Origin of the sequence: Devosia epidermidihirudinis, from assembly GCF_000971295.1 — a bacterium.
GTDB classification, from domain to species: domain Bacteria; phylum Pseudomonadota; class Alphaproteobacteria; order Rhizobiales; family Devosiaceae; genus Devosia; species Devosia epidermidihirudinis.
Genome location: NZ_LANJ01000011.1, coordinates 273,333 through 293,724, shown reverse-complemented (window position 1 = coordinate 293,724; position 20,392 = coordinate 273,333). Strand labels below are relative to the sequence as shown.

Below are 20,392 nucleotides of genomic sequence, written 5' to 3'. Positions count from 1 at the left end.
ATGAGGGATGGGTGCCCCCAAAAAGAAATCCCCGCTTTCGCGGGGATCACATTGCTCATTGGTGCCACAACTACTCGGCGGCTTTGGTCGCGTAGATGGGGCGGCGGTCCATGACTTCCTTGAGGAAGGTGCCGGTGTGGGAACGCGGGTTTGCCGCGACGTCTTCCGGCGTGCCCTGGGCGACGATCTCGCCGCCGCCGTCGCCGCCTTCGGGGCCGAGGTCGATGATCCAGTCGGCGGTTTTGATCACTTCGAGATTATGCTCAATGACGATCACGGTATTGCCGCCGTCCACCAGCTCATGCAGCACCTCGAGGAGCTTCGCCACGTCGTGGAAGTGCAGGCCCGTTGTCGGCTCGTCCAACATATAGAGCGTGCGGCCGGTGGCGCGCTTGGACAGTTCCTTGGAGAGTTTGACGCGCTGCGCCTCGCCGCCTGACAGTGTCGTCGCCGGCTGGCCGACTTTGACATAGCCGAGGCCGACGCGCTGCAGCGTGGCGAACTTGTCGCGGATCACCGGCACAGCCGAGAAGAAGTCCACGGCCTCGTCGATGGTCATGTCGAGCACGTCCGAGATCGACTTGCCCTTGAAGTGAACGTCGAGCGTTTCGCGGTTGTAGCGCTTGCCCTTGCAGACGTCGCAGGTGACGTACACGTCGGGGAGGAAGTGCATCTCGATCTTGAGAACGCCGTCGCCCTCGCACTTTTCGCAGCGGCCGCCCTTGATGTTGAAGCTGAAGCGGCCCGGCCCATAGCCGCGCTGCTTGGATTCCGGCAGCCCGGCAAACCACTCGCGCAGCGGAGTGAACGCGCCGGTATAGGTCGCGGGGTTGGAGCGCGGCGTGCGGCCAATCGGGGACTGGTCGATGTCGATGACCTTATCGAGGAATTCGAGGCCGGTCAGGCTGTCATGCGGGGCTGGGACTACGCGCGCGCCATTCAAGCGGCGGGCGATGGCCTGATACATGGTGTCGATCATCAGGGTCGACTTGCCGCCACCGGACACGCCGGTGATGGCGACGAACATGCCGAGCGGAATATCCACCGAGACGTTTTTGAGGTTGTTGCCGGTCGCACCCTTGACGCTCAGCGCCTTGCCCGTTTTGGGCTGGCGGCGCTCGGTCGGCATGGCTATGCCCATGCGGCCGGACAGGTACTTGCCGGTCAGCGAGTCAGGGTGATTGAGAATGTCCTGCGGTGTACCCTCGGCCACGATATGGCCGCCATGCACACCGGCGCCGGGGCCGATATCGACCACATAGTCCGCCGTGAGGATCGCGTCCTCATCATGCTCGACCACGATCACGGTATTGCCGATGTCGCGCAGGCGGCGAAGGGTTTCCAGCAGGCGGGCATTGTCGCGCTGGTGCAGGCCAATGGAGGGCTCGTCCAGCACATAGAGCACGCCGGTCAGGCCCGAGCCGATTTGGCTGGCGAGACGAATGCGCTGGCTTTCGCCACCCGACAGCGAGCCGGAATTGCGGGCAAGCGTCAGGTAATCCAGACCAACGTCGTTGAGGAACTTAAGGCGCTCGCGGATTTCCTTGAGGATGCGCTCGCCGATCTGCTTCTGCGTTGGGTTGAGGTGATCGGAGAGATGCTCGAACCACTCCGAGCTGGCGCGGATCGACTTTTCGGTGACCTGGCCGATGTGCAGGCCATCAATTTTCACCGCCAGCGTTTCGGGCTTGAGCCGATAGCCGCCACAGGCAACGCAGGGCGCCTGCGACATGTATTTCTCGATCTCTTCGCGCATGCCGGCGCTTTCCGTCTCTTTATAGCGACGGTCGAGATTGCCGATGACGCCCTCGAAGGGCTTGGTTGTCTTGTACTGACGCAGGCCATCGTCATAGACGAAGGTGATCTGCTCTTTGCCGGTGCCATAGAGCACGGCGTGCTGAACCTCGAATGGCAGATCGCTCCAGGCGGTGCCGGTCGATGCGCCATAGTGCTTTACCACGGCAGACAGGGTCTGCAGGTAATAGGGCGCGGAGGTCTTGGCCCAGGGCAGGATGGCGCCATCCTTGAGGGAGAGCGAGCTGTCGGGAACAACCTGATTGGGGTCGATCTTTTGCTCTGTGCCCAGGCCATCGCAGACCGGGCAGGCGCCGAAGGGGTTGTTGAACGAGAACAGCCGCGGCTCGATTTCGGCAATGGTGAAGCCAGAAACCGGGCAGGCGAACTTTTCCGAGAAGGTGATCTGGCGGGGCGTGCCGTCTTCGGCCTTTTCGTCGGCGAACTCGACCAGCGCAATGCCATCGGCCAGCTTCAGTGCCGTCTCAAAGCTTTCGGCTAGGCGGCCAGCAATGTCGGAGCCGACGACGACGCGGTCCACCACGACCTCGATGTCGTGCTTGAACTTCTTGTCGAGCGCGGGCGCTTCCTCGATCTCGTAGTATTCGCCGTCGATCTTGACGCGCTGGAAGCCCTTGCGCAGCAGATCGGCGAGTTCCTTTTTGTACTCGCCCTTGCGGCCGCGCGCGATTGGCGCGAGCAGGAACAGACGGGTGCCTTCGGGGAGCTCAAGGGTCTTGTCGACCATCTGGCTGACGGTCTGGCTCTCGATGGGCAGGCCCGTGGCCGGCGAATAGGGAATGCCGACGCGTGCAAACAGCAGGCGGAGGTAGTCATAAATCTCGGTGACAGTGCCCACCGTCGAGCGCGGATTGCGCGAGGTGGTCTTCTGCTCGATGGAGATGGCGGGGCTGAGGCCCTCGATATGCTCCACATCGGGCTTCTGCATCATTTCGAGGAACTGGCGGGCATAGGCCGACAGCGACTCCACATAGCGGCGCTGGCCTTCGGCATAAATGGTGTCGAACGCCAGCGAGGATTTGCCGGATCCGGACAGGCCGGTCATGACGATGAGGCTGTCGCGGGGCAGGCGAACGTCAATGCCCTTCAGATTGTGCTCGCGGGCACCACGGACAATCAACTCACGGTTCTGGCTGGGCTTTGTCGTCATCATATCAGTCCATGGCTCGGTGCGCCTGTCGGCGGCACGGCGGCAGAAATTGCAGAAGGCATCGGGGCTGGAACGCCGCAGACATAGGGATGGGCAGCTCGTGCCGCAAGCGGCCCATTAGCATGGCCACCCGGCACTGCGGTCACCTTAGCGTGTCCGTGTTTCATTGCCAAAGCACCATTCTTGCATAAGAACATAAGTGGAACAATCTGGATTCGGTCAAGGGCCAACATGCTGCGTCAGCCCATGCCATGCGGTGAAAATTGCGGCAGCGACAAACAGGGCGCCCGCGCCGCGCCCAATCCAGATCGTCACCTCGGGATGGCCCACCAGCGCATCGCGGCCGCGCCCGGCTGCAAGCGCCAGCCCGCCATAGATGACAAACTGCATGACCACTGTCATGCCGCCCAGCACCAGGGCCTGTGACCAGATCGGTCCGTATTCGGGTCGCATGAACTGCGGAAACACTGCTAATACAAAGAGATAGGCCTTTGGGTTGAGGAGGCAGGTGATGGTGCCCTGGCGAAATGCAACCCAATCGGATCGGGTCTTGCTCTGGCCAATGTTGTCGACGGTGATGGCGCTGCGCAGCAGGGTGTAGCCGATCCACGCCATATAGGCGGCGCCGATCAGGATCATCACCTTGAAGGCCATTTCGGGCAGCTGCGTCAGCACGCCAACCGCCAGTGCGCCAAATAGGGTGTGGACGGCACCGCCCAGCATGATGCCAGCAACGGCGGCCAGGCCGGCACGGCGACCACCGGTCAGGGCGTTGGCGATGACATAGAACATGTCCATACCCGGCACGACGATGATGCCGAACAGCAGCACCAGATAAATCGACAATGCTTCGCTATAGCCCACGCGTGCCTATCCCCGTTTTCGCTGCAAGTGGCATGGGTCAGCGCTACTGACAAGGCGTGTCAGCAGTGGCTTGACGTGTTCTGATGTTTGGAACATAAAGAGAACATTGATAGCGCGAACGTGACTGATCAGAGTTGGTGACAACCCAACTTTGCTAGTCCGTTTCCCCCGTCAGCGGAGTATTGTCGCCCCAATGGACCGGTTGCACGGCGGCATAGCCGTGGCTGGCATTGGTAAGTGAGCGTCCGGGTGCCCGGAGCGGCATCGGACTGAATTGAAAAGGAATGAGCGATGGCAGGCAGTGTGAACAAGGTCATCCTGGTCGGCAATCTCGGGGCTGATCCTGAAGTGCGCAACCTTCCGAGCGGCGGCAAGGTGGTGAACCTCTCCATCGCGACCTCGGAAAACTGGAAAGACAAGAACACCGGCGAGCGCCGCGAAAAGACCGAGTGGCACCGTGTGGTGATCTTCTCGGAAGGTCTGACGCGCGTCGCCGAGAGCTATCTGCGCAAGGGCAGCAAGGTCTATATCGAAGGCCAGTTGCAGACCCGCAAGTGGCAGGATCAGTCCGGTCAGGACAAGTACTCCACCGAGATCGTGCTGCAGGGCTTCAATGCCAACATGACGCTGCTCGACGGCCGTGGCGACGGTGAACCCGGCCAGCGCGGCGGCGGCAATGACGGCGGTTATGGTAACGAAGGTGGCGGCGGTTTCCGCGGCGCGCGCCAGGATTCGGGTGGCGGCGCACGTCGCCCATCGTCCCAGGCACCGGCTTTCGAGCCAGGCGGCATGGACGACGATATCCCGTTCTAAGCGACGGCAGCGTTTTGAATTCAAAGGGCTGGGTGGACTTGAGTGTCCGCCCAGCCCTTTTTCGTTGCGCTAAAGGCTGGCCTGAACCTGATAGAGGCTCGCATAGGCGCCATTGCGGGCAATCAGCGCATCGTGAGTGCCTTCCTCGACAACCCCGTCGCTGCCCAACACCACAATGCGATCGGCATTGCGGACGGTGGATAGACGGTGGGCGATCACCAGCGTGGTGCGTCCTTTCGCTAAAGTGAGCAGCGCCTGCTGCACGGCGCGTTCGCTCTCATTGTCCAGGGCACTGGTGGCTTCATCAAAGATCAGGACGGCTGGGTCCTTGAGGAATGCCCGAGCAATGGTGAGGCGTTGCCGCTGACCGCCGGACAGAGTGACGCCTCGTTGGCCGATATTGGTGTCGTAACCGTCCTGCAGCGCCATGATGAAATCATGCGCGTGCGCGGCGCGGCTGGCGGCCTCAATTTCGGCCATGCTCGCCTCAGGGCGGCCATATCTAAGGTTTTCGGCCACGGTGCCGGCGAAGAGATAGACATCCTGCTGCACCACACCGATATGACGACGCAACGAGGCGAGCGTCACATCGCGAATGTCGGTGCCGTCGATCCGGATTGCGCCTGCCTGCACATCATAGAAACGCGGGATCAGGGCGCAAAGCGTGCTCTTGCCGACGCCGGATGGCCCAACCAGAGCCACGAACTCACCGGGCGCTACGCGCAGCGACAGGTTCTTGAGAACGTGACGATCGTTCTCCTCGTAGCTGAACGAGACGTCATCGAAGGCGATTTCGCCCTTTGGAGTGGGCAAGGGCAGGGCGCCGGGTCGGTCGGTGATATCCGGCGCGATCTCGAGGATCTCCATGGCGCGAACAAAGCCGGTATAGCCCTCCTGCCAAAGCCGCACGAAATTGGCCAGCCGTTGCACCGGATCGACCAGCACGCCAACGCAGAGCAGGAAGGTCAGCATGTCGGCCAGGGTCAGATTGGCGGAGAGGATGCGCAGGCCGCCCGCGACGATGACGATGATGGTGATCAGCTGGGCGAAGGCGCTGGTGCCCAGTGAGAACCACGCTTCGCTGCGATAACCCTCGGCGCGACTATACAGGAAATGCTGGTTTTGCTCCGCGAAGCGATCACGCTCCAGCGCTTCATTGGCAAAGGACTGGACCACGCGCACGCCTGCCAGAGCGTCTTCGGCCCGTTCGTTGACGGCAGCGATTTCACGCTTGCTGGTGCCCAGGGCGACATACATGCGGCGGTTGAAGTAGAGCGCGTAGCCTACGGCGAAAGGTGTGAGCAGAAGGATCAACCCGGCCAGCATGGGGTCGATGAAGAACAGCACGGCCATGGCGCCGCAATATTTCAGCACGGCGATGCTGATGTCTTCGGGGCCATGGTGAAACAGCTCGCCGATCCACAGCGTGTCGCTGGTGATGCGGCTCATCAACTGGCCGGTGCGCTGCCGGTCATAAAAGCTGAACGACAGCTTCTGGCAGTGCTCGAACAGCTCCTGACGGACGGCAGCTTCGATCCGCGCGCCCATCATGTGGCCGCGATAATCGACGATGTAGTTGGCCACGAGATAGACGCCGAGGATGGCGAGCATCAGGCCGCCCACCTGCATGATTTCGGCTTGTGCCTGGGCAATGTCGGTTACGGCCAGCACACGGCTGGTGACGAGATTGGCGCAGAGCGGTAGCGCGATGGCCGAGGCGGCGACAAGCACCGCGCAGAACACATCGAGTAGCAGCAGACGCAGATGGGGACGGTAATAGGACGCGAACTTGCGCCACCGCGACCGTCTGAGGTCAGGGTCTACAGACTGAAAAAGGGTGTCGGAGAGTTGGTTAGGACGCGGCGAGCTTTTCCTCGCGCGAATGGACTGAGTTTGCATGAAGCAGCTTATCCTGATGAGTGATTTTGCCTTTGGTCTTGGTCAGGATCGTTTTCATGGTGGCCCTCAATCGTTCGTAGTTATGAGGGGAGGTTAGCAGCGCCGAGGGGCGCCGCCCATAGGGCCACGCCAGGTTGCGGCCAGCCGTTGCGCTGGCGCAACAGGGCAAAGAGCAACAAAAAAGGCGACCTGAATGGTCGCCTTGTTCGTTCGCAAATCTCGGATGTCTACCGGGTGAACGGCACTTCGGCGCGCAGGCTATCGCCGTTTTCGACGTAGACGGCCGAGAAGCTCACGTCGATCTCATTCACCGACAGATGGATCTGGGCGGTGATGGTGATGTCCTTGCCCTCTTCGTCTTCCTCGCGCTCACGCAGGTTGAAGACGAGGCCGGTGCCGCGCTTCTGGCCGACAGCCGTGCCGGTGAAGGTGGCATTGGTGGTCATGGCCGCTTCATAGCGCTTGCTGGCTTCAATATAGGCGATGGTGCCGTTGATCGAGAGCTGCGTGCCGGCCAGGGTGCACTTGCCGCTATAATTGACCTTGTCTGCATTGCCCTTGGAAAGGGACAGGCGGCACACGACGGTTTCGCGATTGGCGCCGATCAACACGCCGCGCCCGCGCCACTCACCGATATAGGAGTGCAGCAGGGCTACGTCGGCAGGGGCGGCAAACGCCGGGGCAGTTGCTGCGCCGGTGGAGAAAAGCACGCCCGCAAACGCCACAGCGCGGCACAGAGTTCCGAAATAGGTCATTGGCAGGCTCTCCACAGCGTATGCGCACGGCGTCGTCTTCGGGCGAAAGAGATATCAAATCCACCCGGTTGCAAAGCGTGCATTTCGACAATCCCAACGCATGTTGTTGATCCCCTCCATCTTGACGGCTGACACCGTCTGCGATCACACCGGCTTGGGTGGATGCTCTCCCGCCTCGCCGGTGAATGTGTCGCCCGTTGGATCATCAGGCGTTGCATCATGGTCGGCCATGCGCACGCGGATCTTGCCGAGCGGATGGAAGAATTTGCCTCCGGCCGACAGCATGGCGGGCAAGATGAAAAGGTCGCCAATCACCGCGAAAGCCAGCGTGGATACGAAGAGCGTGCCGAACAGGGCGACCTGAGGCAGCTCGGAAAACACCACGATCATCACGCCTGCGCAGAGAATGATCGTCGTGGCGATAATCGCGCCGCCGATGCGATCCAGCGTGTGCTTGACCGCCTCCTGATGGGAGCGACCTTCTTCGCGCCGCGCGTGGAGGTAATGCGACAGGAAATGCACCGTGTCGTCCACGGCGATGCCAAAGGCGATGGTGAGCGCGATCACGGTGGTCAGTTGCAGGCCTTGCCCGGAGAGATAGAGCCAGGCTTCGGTGCCCAGTACCGGGAACAGGTTGGGAATGGCCGAGGCCAGCGCCACGCGGAAGGATTGGAACGCAAAGCCGATCAGCGCCAGGTTGACCAGAACCGAAACGGTGAGATCGAGCTGAAGGCCCGAAACGATGTCATCGGTGGCATAGGTGGTGAGCATGCGGAAGCCGCCAAGCTCAGCGCCCTGGATGCCCGCCGCTTCCAGTTCCTGGTTCACCTCGATGACCATCTGCTTGAGGTCGTCGCTGTCGATCATGGTCGGCATGAAGCCGGTGATCAGCGCCTGGCTGCCATCATCGGTGATGAAGCGCCGTTTGAGGAAGGGGCCGACGGACTCGAACACCTCGTCGCGGGAAAAGCCTGACTCGGTATAGTTCGACATGCTGGCAATCGAGATCACCTTGTTCTTGCCGAGGTGGCGCTCAAGGATTTCGTGCACGGTCTTGATAGTCTGGAAATCGCGCTCCGACGCTGAGGGATCGGGGTCGATCAGGGGCACGCGAATATAGAGCGGGGCGACGCCGCCGACGCCGTCGTCAATATCTGCCGCCGTCATCAGGGCCGAAGAATCCCGTGCGATGAAGTCCTCGAACGAGAAGTGAGGCTTGATCAGGAAATAGGGGATGAACAGCAGCAGCGTCACCCCGATGGCGAGGATGGATAGCTGGCGGCCAAAGCGGCTGGCGATGAACCAGGCGAGCGGCAGCGGCGCGGTCAGGATGACGCTGCTGCGCTTGGGTGCCTTGAACCCCAGCCGGATCGCGGCCTTGAGCATCAGCGGCAGGAAGGTCATCAGGCACACGAACAACAGGAATGTGCCGATGGCGCCAGCGATGGAAAACTCGCGGATGCCCTGACCGGGTGTGAGGGCGAGGGAGGCGAAGCTGACCAGGGTGGTTAGCATGGTCAGAGCGGCAGCCGGTCCAACCAGCTTCACTGTGGCGTCGACGGCCTTGTTGGGCTCCATGCCATCGCGCCAATAGGCCAGCCAGTTGAAGATGAAGAACATCGACTCGGCGAACGAGATGACCAGCACCAGCGTCGTCACGATAATGGTGAGGAACGAGAACGAGCCGAAGAACAGCAGCACAATGCCCATGGTCCAGGCCACGGCGACAAACGGTGTCGCGGCGACCAGCAGCGCTGCGGGCAGGGACCGCAACACAATCAGGGCAATCAGCGCGCCAAGGCCAAAGCCCCAGCCGGTGAACTTGAGCTGATCGCGGATCGAGGAATTGACCATCTCGGTGGTCCAGATCGGCGGGCCGGTCAGCTCGACGCTGATGTTCTCATCCTGATAGGGAGCAATCGTCTCGCGGATCGACGCGATCATCTGCTTGGTGCCGTCGCCCTTGGTCATTTCCTGATTGGGGAACAGGATCACCACCACACCGTCCAGATCGGGCGTGATCAGGTTGCGCATCATCGGATCGTTCTGTTGCAGATCGAGCAGAGCGCGCGTGACCTCGGAAAAATCCTCCATGCCCTCGGGCACCGCGGGCACAGAGCCGCCCCGACTGTCGGGCTTGCGCAGCGAGAAGGGCGACATCGTGCCCACCGCGAACTCGTTGAGTTCCAGATCGAACGCCAGCTCGCGGATATGCTCCAGCGTCTCCGGCTCGGTGAGGCGCGGAGAGCTGATCAGCACATAGACGTCGTTTTCGAAGGTTCCGAAGGTGTCAGCCAGATGCTCATAGGCATCGTAATACTGGCCGGAATCCGCATAGAGGCGAAGCAGGTCGCCATCCACATTGGTGCGCGGGATCTGCGAGAAGCAGAGAATAGAGAAAGCCAGCACGGCCAGCGCAACTGCGCGAGGATAGCGCAGCGTCGTCAGCCCGATATGCTCGAGACCAAAGCCGATGGAACGGTCGTGAGTCACACGTGCGATGAGACGCTTGAACAGAGACACGATGATCCGACCCGCCGAAAACTGCGCCAAAGTGGCCAGATTTCTACGAGGTGGCGTCGAGTCGGTCTAGCAAAGCCATGGGGCGCGGAGGCGTTGTCAGCAGATAGCTGTGGGTTGGCCCCGCATCGCTGCGGGGCCGGGGTGCCTAGCCAGCAAAAGCGGCGCGGTTCTCGGTGAGGAAAGCTTCGAGCGACTGCGGCTTGCGGCCCGAGAAGCGTTCGACAACGTCGGTGACGATGCTGTGGTAACCCAGCGAGGCGTCGACCTGGAACCCGACCAGAATGTCGATGACGGGGGCCGGCAGACCGGCCGCAGCCATGCCTTCGCGCAGCTGCTGGGCGGTGAGGCCAACGCGGGCGATGGTCTTGCCCGAAAGCTTGCTGAAGATAGCAGCGACTTCTTCTGGCGAAACCTGTGCGGGGCCTGTGACGTCGAGGATTTCCTTGCCTTCCGCAGTCAGTAAGGCGCCAGCAGCAGTACGGGCTGTGTCGGCGCGGGTGACGAAGGAGGTGCTGCGCGTGCCCGAGGCGTCAAACAGCTGGCCCGATGCCAGAGCGGCAGCGATGCCCTGCAGATTGTTGTCGGCATACATGTGATTGCGCAGGACCGTGAAATCGAGGCCGCTATTGGCGATGGCGACTTCGGTCCAGAAGTGTTCGGGGACGAGGCCTGCATTGACGTCTGGGCGTGCTGCTGGAGCAGAGGTGTAGACGATATGCTTGACGCCCGCAGCGGCGGCGGCTTTCACGGCAGCAGTGTGCTGGGCAACGCGACTGCCGATAGCGTCGGTGCTGACGATCAGGATGCGGTCGACGCCGGTGAAGGCCGTTGCAAGCGAGCCGGCGTCATCGAAGTCCACTTTGCGGGCTTCTGCGCCTTTGGCGACAAGATCAGCCACCTTGGCGGTATCCCGCGAGCCTGCGATCACCTTCGTCGCGCCCTTGGCCAGCAGTTCCTCAACCGCGATGCGGCCAAAATTGCCTGACGCGCCGGTCACCAGCAATGTCTGATCTTTGAAATTTGCCATAAGAACGCTCCTTGATCTGTGCCTCTCCTTGCGATCTTGCAGGATGGAGAGTAGGTATCGAATAGAGAGTTATGTATGCGCCTTCTGCATGGTGGAAAAGGAGGCACTCCTGTCGCTGAACGTCACCTGGAGGTAACCGCCTTGCCCGAGCAAAACGAACTCACCGCCGACTATATCAAGCTGTGGAGCGCCAATGTCGGTCAGCCTGTCGGCATGTGTCCGGTGCGCGGCGTGCTCGACAAAATCAGTGACAAGTGGAGCATGTTGCTGGTGATGACGCTGGCTACTGGCCCGAAGCGTTTCAACCAGCTCCGCCGCGATGTGCCCGATATCTCCCAGAAGATGCTGACCCAGACGCTGCGCGACCTGCAGCGCGATGGCATGGTTTCGCGTCAGGTGTTCGACACCAAGCCGCCATCGGTGGAATACCGACTGACCCCGCTGGGAGAGTCCATCATCCTGCCATTCGGCCACCTCATCGCCTGGGCCAACGAGCACCTGCCGACGATTGATCAGGCACGGACAGAGTTCGACAAGGCGGCTTGAGTTTACGGCCCGGGCCTGTCGAACCTGATCTTCGTCATTCGTCGAGACATCAAACCGGGCATTTTCCTGCCTCGGTTCCAGAAGGGATCAGCCATGTCTATGAATGCTATCGAGGTCATTACGCTGTTTGCAGACGATATCGTTGCGACCAAGGCCTTCTATAAAAAGGTCTTCGCCGCCGAAGTGCTGTTCGAGGACGACGTGTCGGCGGTTTTCCAATTCGCCGGCGTCATGATCAATCTGCTGAAAGCGAGCGAGGCCCCCGAATTGGTCACTCCGGCCCCCGTTGGGACGGCGACCTCCGGGGCACGCATGATGCTCACCATCAGGGTAGAAGACGTCAATGCCACCTATGCTGACCTGCAAGGTCGCGGCGTGTCGTTCCTCAACGGCCCCATTGATCGTTCGTGGGGCCGCCGCACTGCTACTTTTGCCGATCCTGCTGGCCATGCCTGGGAAATAGCGCAGGAAATCTAGTCGCCAAGGCTCATGGCCTAGACAACACCTGCTTCCAGAATACGCAGTGTTTCGGCGGCGCAGTCGATCTCGGCTTGCGCGCCGATGGGCAGTGTCAGCATGGGCTGGGTGTGGCCAAAGTCCAGCCCGGCCAGCACCGGCAGATCGCTCAGCCCGCTTTCCCTGAGCACATCGACGATGGCCGCCTCGATATCGGCCTGATAGTTGGGGTCGCCGCCGGTATCGGCCCGCGCGATGAGCAATCCGTTCACAACGCCCAGAATGCCCTGCGCCGCATAATTGCGTAGCCAGTAGCGCACAAATTTGGGGGAAGGGGCGTCTTCCGAGGTTTCGAGGAACAGGATAGCGCCGCGCCACATATCGAGCGCAGGCCACCACGCGGTGCCCTTGGCCATCTCCAGCACTTCGGCGCATCCGCCTAGCAGATGCCCCCGCGCGGTTCCCGTGCCTTGCAGTATGCGCGGCGCATCGGTTGGCGCCAATACGCGGCGCTTCGCCTGGGACGCGGCATCGCCCCAGTCCGTCCGCTCCGCTGTCCAGCCCTCGGTGTTCACAGGCACCAGACCTGGCGGCGTCAGTTCGAACAGGGCGCGGCGCAAGGCATCAACCGTGTACTGGTGCATCCCGCCACTTTCCCCCAGCCCGGCCATGACGGATGGACCATAGAACGAAGCCAGCCCCGCAGTAGCGCAGGCCAGATGCAGACTCGTTGTGTCAGAGAACCCGAGGAACACCTTGGGATTGTTACGAATTACGTCGAGATCGAGATAGGGCAGTAGCCGGATCGAGTCATCGCCGCCAATTGTGCAGACAATGCCCGCGATCGACGGATCGGCAAATGCCGCCATCAAATCCTCGGCGCGCGCCTTTGGATTGGCTGCTACCCAATCGGGCGACGCCATGGTGTGGTCCATTTCGATGACACGCACCCCAAAGGCCCCCTCGAACTGCGCCTTGCCCGCCGCGTATCGCTGCGGATAGGACCCCGGCCCGCCCCAGGAGGGGGACACCGTAGCAATCTTGTCGCCCGCCTTGAGTGCGGCTGGTTTGCGCAACGCTGCAACTGCCATGATCCTGATCCCCCTTGAAAGAGCGGGAACTATAGCTGCGAAATCCAGTGTGTCACCATGCACTCAGAATGTTTGCAAACGAATTTTTGCAAATGTTTGTTTGGGATGGCATGGTTGCGGTGAAACGAGGTGCTCATGTCCAGCCGTCCGGTTAGCCGCATCAATCCCGACCCCACTGCACTCAAAGCATTGGCGCATCCCGTGCGGTTGCGCATGTTGGGGCTGCTGCGCGTGGAGGGGGCCGCAACGGCGTCCAGCCTCGCGGCGCGGCTGGCCCTCAATTCAGGCGCGACGAGTTACCATCTGCGACAGCTGGCGCTGCATGGCTTCATCGAGGAAGACGAGGGGCGGGGCAACCGACGCGACCGCTGGTGGCGGGCACGACACGACATGACGTCTTTTCTGACCGAGCACGCCGAGGGCGACGCACTCGATGCCGGGCTGGCTTTCCAGCAGGCTGCATTGAACGCGCATATGCAGCAAATGCAGGCCGCACATGATGGTTATGGTGACCTGCCACCAGCTTGGCGCAAGGCGTGCAATGTCAGTGACCACACCATTGCCATGACAGCTGAGGGCGCCGCCGACCTGATCGCGCGCATCGGCGCCTTGATGGCCGATGCCATGGCTGCGGCGCCGCCGCTGGGCCAACCTTTGCCGCCGAGTTATCGCCCGTTTTCCATCATCCTCAATGCTGCGCCTCTGATGGAGGGGCGCACGGAGCCAGACCAGCCGTGACCATGCCCCGCTCCTTTCTGGCGCTATCCGTCGCCACCGTGCTGTCCACATCCGGTACCCGCCTGTCGGCCATCGCCATTCCGTGGCTGGTTTTGACCACCACGGGCAGCCCTGTGCTGACGGGCCTCGTCGGTTTTGCAGAGATGCTGCCCTATGTGCTCGCCAAGGCATTGGGCGGCCCGCTTATCGACAGGCTCGGTGCCCGGCGTGTGGCAGTCTGGTGCGATTGCCTGTCGACATTGGCGGTCTCGCTGGTGCCGCTCTTCTATTGGGCTGGTTTGCTGTCGATCTGGGTCCTGCTGCCGCTGGTCGCGCTGATCGGCGTGCTTCGGGCGCCTTCCGATGCATCCAAACAAGCTTTGGTCCCCTCGGTGGCCGCAATGGGCAAGCTGCCTCTGGAGCGCGTGACGGGCGTTGTGGGCGCAAGCGACCGCCTCGCCGGAACGCTTGGTGCGGCGGGGGCGGGCATTCTGATCGGCCTCCTGGGTTCCGGCCCGGCGCTGCTCGCTAATGCACTGGCATTTCTGCTGTCCGCAATTGTGCTGGCGGCGGGCGTTCCTGCACGCGCAGAAACGAGCACGCCCGAGCCCGCCACGCCCAGCACCTATGCGGCCGAGCTGGCGGCCGGATGGCAGGTCCTGCGGCGCGATCCTGTGCTGATTGGCCTGACGATCATGGTCGCCTTCACCAATTTGTTCGATCAGGCGTATTCCATCGTCCTCTTGCCGGTATGGGTGCGTACGGCGGGGCTGGACGTGGCTTGGGTCGGCATCCTGCTCGCGACATTTTCGGGGGCCGCTATTGTCGGTGCGGCCCTTGCCGCCATCTACGGCCCCCGTCTGCCGCGACTGCTGCTCTACACATTGGGCTTTATTTGCGCCGGTCCCTTGGCCATGGGCATCTACGCGGCCAACCTGCCATTGCCCGTTATCGTCGTGGTGCTGCTGCTCGGCGGCTTTGCCGCAGGTTTTATCAATCCCATCATCTCGGCCATCCTGTTCGAGCGCACGCCGACGCCGATGGTGGGACGTGTCGTGGCATTGACGGGCGCGTTAAGCTGGGCGCTGATCCCCTTTGGTGGGCTCTATGCCGGGGTGCTGGTCGACAATCTCGGCATTCTGACTGCCATGGGCATAACCGCTGCACTGTATTTGCTGGTGATTTCGGCGCCGCTGACCGTGCGCAGTTTCCGCCAGATGGGGCGCCGGCCGCTGGTGGCGCATGACCTCCCGCAACCGGGTTGAAATTGCCGAGCGATCCAAACTATGCGGACGGAGGTGACTGCCCATCAGCGGTTTTCCGCCGCGTTGGGTCCACCATCCCGCTCTCCACAGCAGGCGCCCGGCTAAAATTGGCATTCTCGCCCGGAATCACCTACATAAAAGGCCAGTTTGGCAACATAAGAATCACCCCGTGACCGAAACGCCCGCTGGCGCATTGCCGCCGTCCGACATCGCCCCGATCTCCATCACTGACGAAATGCGCAAGTCGTATCTCGACTATGCGATGAGCGTGATCGTGAGCCGAGCGCTGCCCGACGTGCGCGACGGCCTCAAGCCAGTGCATCGGCGCATTCTGTTCTCGATGAGCGAGAACGGCTACGAATACAACAAGCCCTACCGTAAATCGGCCCGTGTGGTCGGTGACGTTATCGGTAAGTACCACCCCCATGGCGACAGCGCGGTCTATATGGCCTTGGTGCGTATGGCGCAGGACTTCTCGATGGGCGAATTGCTCGTCGAAGGTCAGGGGAACTTCGGTTCGGTCGACGGCGATATGCCGGCTGCCATGCGTTACACCGAAGTGCGCATGCAGAAGATCACCAATGCCATGCTCGATGACCTCGACAAGGATACGGTGGATTTCCGCGACAACTATGACGGCTCCGAACATGAGCCGACCGTGTTGCCCGCGCGCTTCCCCAATATGCTGGTCAATGGCGGTGGCGGTATCGCGGTGGGTATGGCCACCAATATCCCGACCCACAACCTGAGCGAGACGATCGACGCCGCTCTGTTGATGCTCGACAAGCCTGACGTTCTGCTCGAAGAACTGCTCGAAGTTCTCCCTGGCCCTGATTTCCCTACTGGCGGCATCATCCTTGGCCGTCACGGCATCCGCTCTGCCTATGAGACGGGCCGTGGCTCGGTCATGGTGCGCGGTCGCGTCGCCGTTGAAGAAATTCGCAAGGAACGCGAAGCGCTTGTCATCACCGAGCTGCCCTATCAGGTGAACAAGGCCACGCTGGTGGAGAAGATTGCCGAGCTGGTGCGCGAGAAGCGCATCGAAGGCATTTCCGACATGCGCGATGAATCCTCGCGTGAAGGCATGCGCGTCGTCGTCGAGATCAAGCGCGATGCGCTGCCCGACGTCGTGCTCAACCAGCTCTATCGCTTCACCCAGCTGCAATCCTCTTTTGGTTGCAACTTCGTGGCGCTGAATGGCGGCAAACCACAGCTGATGAACCTCAAGGAAATCCTTGAGGCCTTCCTGACCTTCCGCGAGGAAGTGGTGACGCGCCGCGCCCGGTTCCTGCTGAACAAGGCCCGCGATCGCGCCCATATCCTGGTCGGTCTGGCCGTTGCTGTTGCCAATATCGACGAAGTCATTGCTCTGATCCGTACCGCGCCCGATCCGGCGACGGCGCGTGAGCAGTTGATGACCCGCCGCTGGCCGGCCCAGGACGTGGCTCCGCTGATCAAGCTGATCGACGATCCACGCCACCGCATCAACGATGACGGCACCTTCAATCTGTCCGAGGAACAGGCCCGCGCCATCCTTGAACTGCGTCTGGCGCGTTTGACCGCTCTTGGTCGTGACGAAATCGGCGACGAACTGAATGGCCTCGGTGCTGAAATCGAAGACTATCTCGAAATCCTGCGCAGCCGTGCTCGCGTGCAGACCATCATTCGTGATGAGCTGACCGAGATTAAAGAGCAGTTCGGCACGCCGCGCCGCACAGAGATCGCCGACGTTGTGGGCGACTTTGACGACGAAGACCTCATCGCCCGCGAAGACATGGTCGTGACCGTGTCGCATGGCGGTTACATCAAGCGCGTTCCGCTTTCGACCTATCGTTCGCAGAACCGGGGCGGTAAGGGCCGTTCGGGCATGGCAACGCGCGACGAAGATTTCGTCAGCCGTCTGTTCGTGGCCAACACCCACACGCCGATCCTGTTCTTCACCACGCGTGGCATTGTCTACAAGCTCAAGGTGTGGCGTCTGCCACTGGCTGCCGCCAATGCACGCGGCAAGGCGCTGATCAACATTCTGCCGCTGGAGCAGGGCGAGCGCATCACCTCCATCATGCCACTGCCCGAGGACGAGGGCAGCTGGGCCAACCTCGACATCATGTTCGCCACCACGCGCGGCACTGTTCGCCGCAACTCGCTGGCCGACTTTGTCGAAGTCCGCCAGAACGGCAAGATCGCCATGAAGCTGGACGAGGGCGATGCCATCGTCGGCGTCGAGACCGCGACCTCGAACAATGACGTGCTGCTCACCACGGCGCTTGGCCAGGCCATCCGCTTCCAGGTGGATGATGTGCGCGTGTTCAAGGGCCGTGACTCGATGGGTGTGCGCGGTATCGCGCTGGCCGAAGGCGACGTGGTCATTTCCATGGCCATCATCAATCACTCCGATGCTACGGCGGAAGAGCGCGCGACCTACCTCAAGATGAGCCGTGCGGTGCGTGGCGAAGGCGAGGCCGAAGAGTCCGGTTCCGATGAAGGCGAAGTGGTTGAGGGCGAACTGACGCCAGAGCGCTATGCGCTGATGGGTGCCATCGAGCAGTTCATCCTGACCATCTCTGAAAACGGCTATGGCAAGCGCACGTCCAGCCACGAATACCGGATCACCGGCCGTGGCGGTAAGGGCATCGTCGCCATGGCGGTCAACAAGCGTAACGGCAATCTCGTCGCCAGCTTCCCCGTGGAAAATGACGATCAGATCATGCTCATCAGTGACGGCGGCCAGACCATTCGTCTGCCGGTCGGGGGTGACAAGCCGATCCGCATGGTGTCGCGTGGCAGCCAGGGTGTGATCGTGTTCGATACCGCCGAAGGCGAAAAGGTCGTCTCGGTCGAGCATATCAGCGAGCCCGATGATGAGCCGGAAGCACCAGACGCTCCGGACGCACCAGAGGCGCCCGAGGCGCCGGTTACAGAATAAGCAAAAGGGGCGCTTCGGCGCCCCTTGTCGTTTCTGGATGGCATAGGCGTCACGACCTCGTGGTTCGACAGGCTCACCATGAGGTCTACTTTGCGCTCACCTAAGGTCGGGCCGCGTGTGTTTCAGTAGGCCTCATCCTGAGCTTGTCGAAGGACGAGGTCGTGGCACGGTACGGGGGCGCAGAGCTACACCAGCCCCCCCTTGCACTTTCGTCCGCACGATGGCTTGGTCGCCAACACGAGTCTGCATCAGGCTCCCCAAAGGACCCGTCATGATCGACACTGCCGTTATCCTGCCCTATCTGCTGGCCTGCCTGGTTTTCACCATTGTGCCGGGACCATCAGTATCCGTGGTTATCGCCAATTCGCTGGCAGGTGGCACGCGGGCAGGGCTTCTGACCATTCTCGGAGCACAGCTGAGCATGCTGACCATGGTGGTGGTGGTTGCCGTCGGGCTTGAGGCCGTGATGGGGCTTGTCGCGGGGGCCTTCGACATCATCAAGCTGATTGGCGCGGCCTACCTCGTCTGGATCGGTTTCAAGATGATCCGTTCTAGCGGCCAGCTCGACATCAGCAATGGCACCCGCACTTCGCCTGGCCGCTACATCTGGCAGGGCGCGCTGGTTAGCTGGGGCAATCCCAAGTCGCTGCTGTTCCTCGGCGCCTTCCTGCCGCAGTTCATCAATCCGGCCCAGTCTACGTTCACGCAGATCCTGATCCTGGGCCTGATCGTCATGGTCGTGGCCTGCGTCACCGACGGGCTCTACGCCATTTGCATCGGCCGCATCCGCCACCTGCTGTCGACGGCCCGCATCCGCATGGTCAACCGCGTCTCCGGCTTCGTGCTGATGGCCGGCGGCGTGTGGCTGGCGCTGCAGAAGCGCGCGTAGAACGCCCGGGTCTGGTGATGATCATCAGAAATCTGCGCGACGCGCCCGAGCATACAGCCGACGTCGCCGACCGAATTTGGCAGGCGTGGTGGCGGCCTGCAGGCGCGGCGCTTGAAGATGTGAATGCGGCCCTCGCCGATGTTGTTGCGGCCGAGGCGTTTCCGTTCACTTTGGTGTCGGTGACTGAGGGTGTATTCTCCGGCACCGTCACGGCCGTCGCGTCTGATCTCGATGCGCGCCCTGATCTCGGCCCATGGATCGCAGCGCTCTGGGTGGAGCCGGATTGCCGGGGCCAGGGCATCGCCGAGGCGCTTGCAGCGGCGGCACTGGAGCGTTTGGTCGAGCTTGGCTACGACTTGGTCTATCTCTGCGCCAAGCCGAAGATGCGCGCGTATTACGCCACCCGTGGTTGGCAAGTGCAGGAGCAGGACGTCGGCACCGATGGGCTAGATGTCTTTGTGCGCCACCTGGGCACCACCGCCAGTCTTGCGCCCATGCCGAGCCCGTGACAAAACCCTAGCAACAACAAAGGGGAGGGCGGCTTGAGCAAGCTCGTCGGTTTTTATCCTGGGTCGTTCGATCCGCTGACCAACGGCCATCTCGATGTCATCGAGCGTGCCTGCAAGCTGGTCGATACGCTGGTGGTGGCGGTCGGCGTCAATTCCGGCAAGAAGTCGCCGCTGTTCGCACATGCCGACCGGATCACCATCCTCGAGCAAGTGCTGGCCCCCGTCGGCAAACGCACAGACACCGAGTTCAAAATCGTTGAGTTCAGCGGTTTGATGGTCAATGCCGCCCGTGAACATGGCGCCAAACTGATCATTCGCGGCCTGCGCGACACCACCGATTACAACTACGAAATGCAGATGGTTGGCATGAACGCCCAGATGGCGCCCGACCTGCAGACTGTGTTTCTGCCCTCAAGCCCGCCTGTTCGGCATATCTCGGCCACATTGGTGCGTCAGATCGCCGAAATGGGCGGCGACATTTCCGCCTTCGTCCCACAAATCGTTCTCAAGGCCCTGAAACGCTCATGATCGCCATTTCTCGCCGTCTCTTCGGTGCGCTCGCTGTTGCAGCTGTCGCCACTTTCGCCGCTCCGGCTTTCGCCCAGTCGGGCACGCCGCACCTGATCCTGACCATCAAGGGCGGTGACGTCGATATCGAACTGCTGCCCGCGATTGCGCCAAAGCACGTTGAGCGTATCGTTACGCTGACCAACGAAGGCGCCTATACCGGCGTCGTGTTCCACCGCGTCATCGATGGCTTCATGGCCCAGACCGGCGACGTTGAATTCGGCAAGAGCGATGGCGCAGGCTATGACCTCGCTCGCGCAGGCATGGGCGGCTCCAAGCTGCCAAACGTGCAGGCCGAGTTCAATTCCGAGAGCTTCCAGCGCGGTGCCGTCGGCGCTGCCCGTTCGCAGGACCCCAATTCGTTCAACAGCCAGTTTTTCATCACCACGGCTGACGCCAGCTTCCTCGACGGCCAGTACACCGTCTTCGGTAAGGTCGTGAGCGGCATGGATCTGGTTGATCAGTTGGAAAAGGGCCCACAGTCGCAGAACGGTGCTGTTGCCAACCCTGACAAGATCATCGCCGCCAAGATCGAATACAAGTAAGCCGATACCCCCTCCCAACTTGCCCCTTTTGAGTG

The 20,392-nt window shown here is 61.7% G+C and carries 17 protein-coding genes; 10 read left to right on the top strand and 7 right to left on the bottom strand.

Annotated features, from left to right (window positions below):
* Window positions 1–70 precede the first annotated feature (70 nt).
* On the bottom strand, window positions 71–2,968 hold the full coding sequence (gene uvrA, locus WH87_RS04410) for an excinuclease ABC subunit UvrA (RefSeq protein WP_156458063.1): 2,898 nt from the start codon (window positions 2,966–2,968) through the stop codon (window positions 71–73).
* A 216-nt stretch (window positions 2,969–3,184) separates the two neighbouring features.
* A complete protein-coding gene (locus WH87_RS04405) occupies window positions 3,185–3,829 on the bottom strand; it encodes a LysE family translocator (protein WP_046138319.1) in 645 nt (214 codons plus the stop codon).
* Between the two features lie 291 nt (window positions 3,830–4,120).
* On the opposite strand from WH87_RS04405, the gene ssb reads away from it, so the two are divergent.
* Window positions 4,121–4,642 carry a single-stranded DNA-binding protein gene (ssb, locus tag WH87_RS04400; RefSeq protein WP_046138320.1) on the top strand — a complete coding sequence of 174 codons (522 nt, stop codon included), beginning with the start codon at window positions 4,121–4,123 and terminating at the stop codon, window positions 4,640–4,642.
* A gap of 69 nt (window positions 4,643–4,711) precedes the next feature.
* Here the strand turns inward: ssb and WH87_RS04395 are convergent, their stop codons facing one another.
* From WH87_RS04395 to WH87_RS04380, 4 genes are all read right to left on the bottom strand, one after another.
* Entirely contained in the window at window positions 4,712–6,541 is a 1,830-nt protein-coding gene (locus WH87_RS04395; protein ID WP_046138321.1) for an ABC transporter ATP-binding protein, read from the bottom strand.
* A gap of 227 nt (window positions 6,542–6,768) precedes the next feature.
* Window positions 6,769–7,296 carry a hypothetical protein gene (locus WH87_RS04390; RefSeq protein ID WP_156458061.1) on the bottom strand — a complete coding sequence of 176 codons (528 nt, stop codon included), beginning with the start codon at window positions 7,294–7,296 and terminating at the stop codon, window positions 6,769–6,771.
* Window positions 7,297–7,440: 144 nt separating this feature from the next.
* A complete protein-coding gene (locus tag WH87_RS04385; RefSeq protein ID WP_046138323.1) occupies window positions 7,441–9,849 on the bottom strand; it encodes an efflux RND transporter permease subunit in 2,409 nt (802 codons plus the stop codon).
* Window positions 9,850–9,964: 115 nt separating this feature from the next.
* Window positions 9,965–10,846 (bottom strand): NmrA family NAD(P)-binding protein, encoded by an 882-nt coding sequence (locus WH87_RS04380; protein ID WP_046138324.1) that lies wholly within the window; start codon window positions 10,844–10,846, stop codon window positions 9,965–9,967.
* Between the two features lie 141 nt (window positions 10,847–10,987).
* On the opposite strand from WH87_RS04380, the gene WH87_RS04375 reads away from it, so the two are divergent.
* Complete coding sequence (locus WH87_RS04375) at window positions 10,988–11,392, top strand: winged helix-turn-helix transcriptional regulator (RefSeq protein WP_407060023.1); 405 nt, start codon at window positions 10,988–10,990, stop codon at window positions 11,390–11,392.
* Between the two features lie 93 nt (window positions 11,393–11,485).
* Window positions 11,486–11,869 carry a VOC family protein gene (locus WH87_RS04370; protein WP_046138325.1) on the top strand — a complete coding sequence of 128 codons (384 nt, stop codon included), beginning with the start codon at window positions 11,486–11,488 and terminating at the stop codon, window positions 11,867–11,869.
* Window positions 11,870–11,886: 17 nt separating this feature from the next.
* Here the strand turns inward: WH87_RS04370 and WH87_RS04365 are convergent, their stop codons facing one another.
* A complete protein-coding gene (locus tag WH87_RS04365) occupies window positions 11,887–12,939 on the bottom strand; it encodes a S66 family peptidase (RefSeq protein ID WP_046138326.1) in 1,053 nt (350 codons plus the stop codon).
* Between the two features lie 135 nt (window positions 12,940–13,074).
* On the opposite strand from WH87_RS04365, the gene WH87_RS04360 reads away from it, so the two are divergent.
* The 7 genes from WH87_RS04360 to WH87_RS04330 all read left to right on the top strand — a co-directional run bounded on the left by WH87_RS04360 (window position 13,075) and on the right by WH87_RS04330 (window position 20,357).
* Window positions 13,075–13,677, top strand: a complete 603-nt coding sequence (locus WH87_RS04360; RefSeq protein WP_046138327.1) for an ArsR/SmtB family transcription factor — start codon at window positions 13,075–13,077, stop codon at window positions 13,675–13,677.
* A 2-nt stretch (window positions 13,678–13,679) separates the two neighbouring features.
* On the top strand, window positions 13,680–14,921 hold the full coding sequence (locus tag WH87_RS04355; protein ID WP_046138328.1) for an MFS transporter: 1,242 nt from the start codon (window positions 13,680–13,682) through the stop codon (window positions 14,919–14,921).
* 169 nt (window positions 14,922–15,090) lie between these two features.
* Window positions 15,091–17,847 (top strand): DNA gyrase subunit A, encoded by a 2,757-nt coding sequence (gene gyrA / locus WH87_RS04350; protein WP_046138329.1) that lies wholly within the window; start codon window positions 15,091–15,093, stop codon window positions 17,845–17,847.
* A 271-nt stretch (window positions 17,848–18,118) separates the two neighbouring features.
* Complete coding sequence (locus tag WH87_RS04345; RefSeq protein WP_046138330.1) at window positions 18,119–18,736, top strand: LysE family translocator; 618 nt, start codon at window positions 18,119–18,121, stop codon at window positions 18,734–18,736.
* 17 nt (window positions 18,737–18,753) lie between these two features.
* Window positions 18,754–19,245 carry a GNAT family N-acetyltransferase gene (locus WH87_RS04340; RefSeq protein WP_046138654.1) on the top strand — a complete coding sequence of 164 codons (492 nt, stop codon included), beginning with the start codon at window positions 18,754–18,756 and terminating at the stop codon, window positions 19,243–19,245.
* A gap of 33 nt (window positions 19,246–19,278) precedes the next feature.
* On the top strand, window positions 19,279–19,773 hold the full coding sequence (coaD, locus tag WH87_RS04335) for a pantetheine-phosphate adenylyltransferase (RefSeq protein WP_046138331.1): 495 nt from the start codon (window positions 19,279–19,281) through the stop codon (window positions 19,771–19,773).
* Window positions 19,770–20,357: a peptidylprolyl isomerase gene (locus WH87_RS04330; protein ID WP_046138332.1), complete on the top strand. Its 588-nt coding sequence runs from the start codon at window positions 19,770–19,772 to the stop codon at window positions 20,355–20,357. Before coaD ends, WH87_RS04330 begins: the two co-directional genes overlap by 4 nt.
* The last annotated feature ends 35 nt before the right edge of the window (window positions 20,358–20,392 follow it).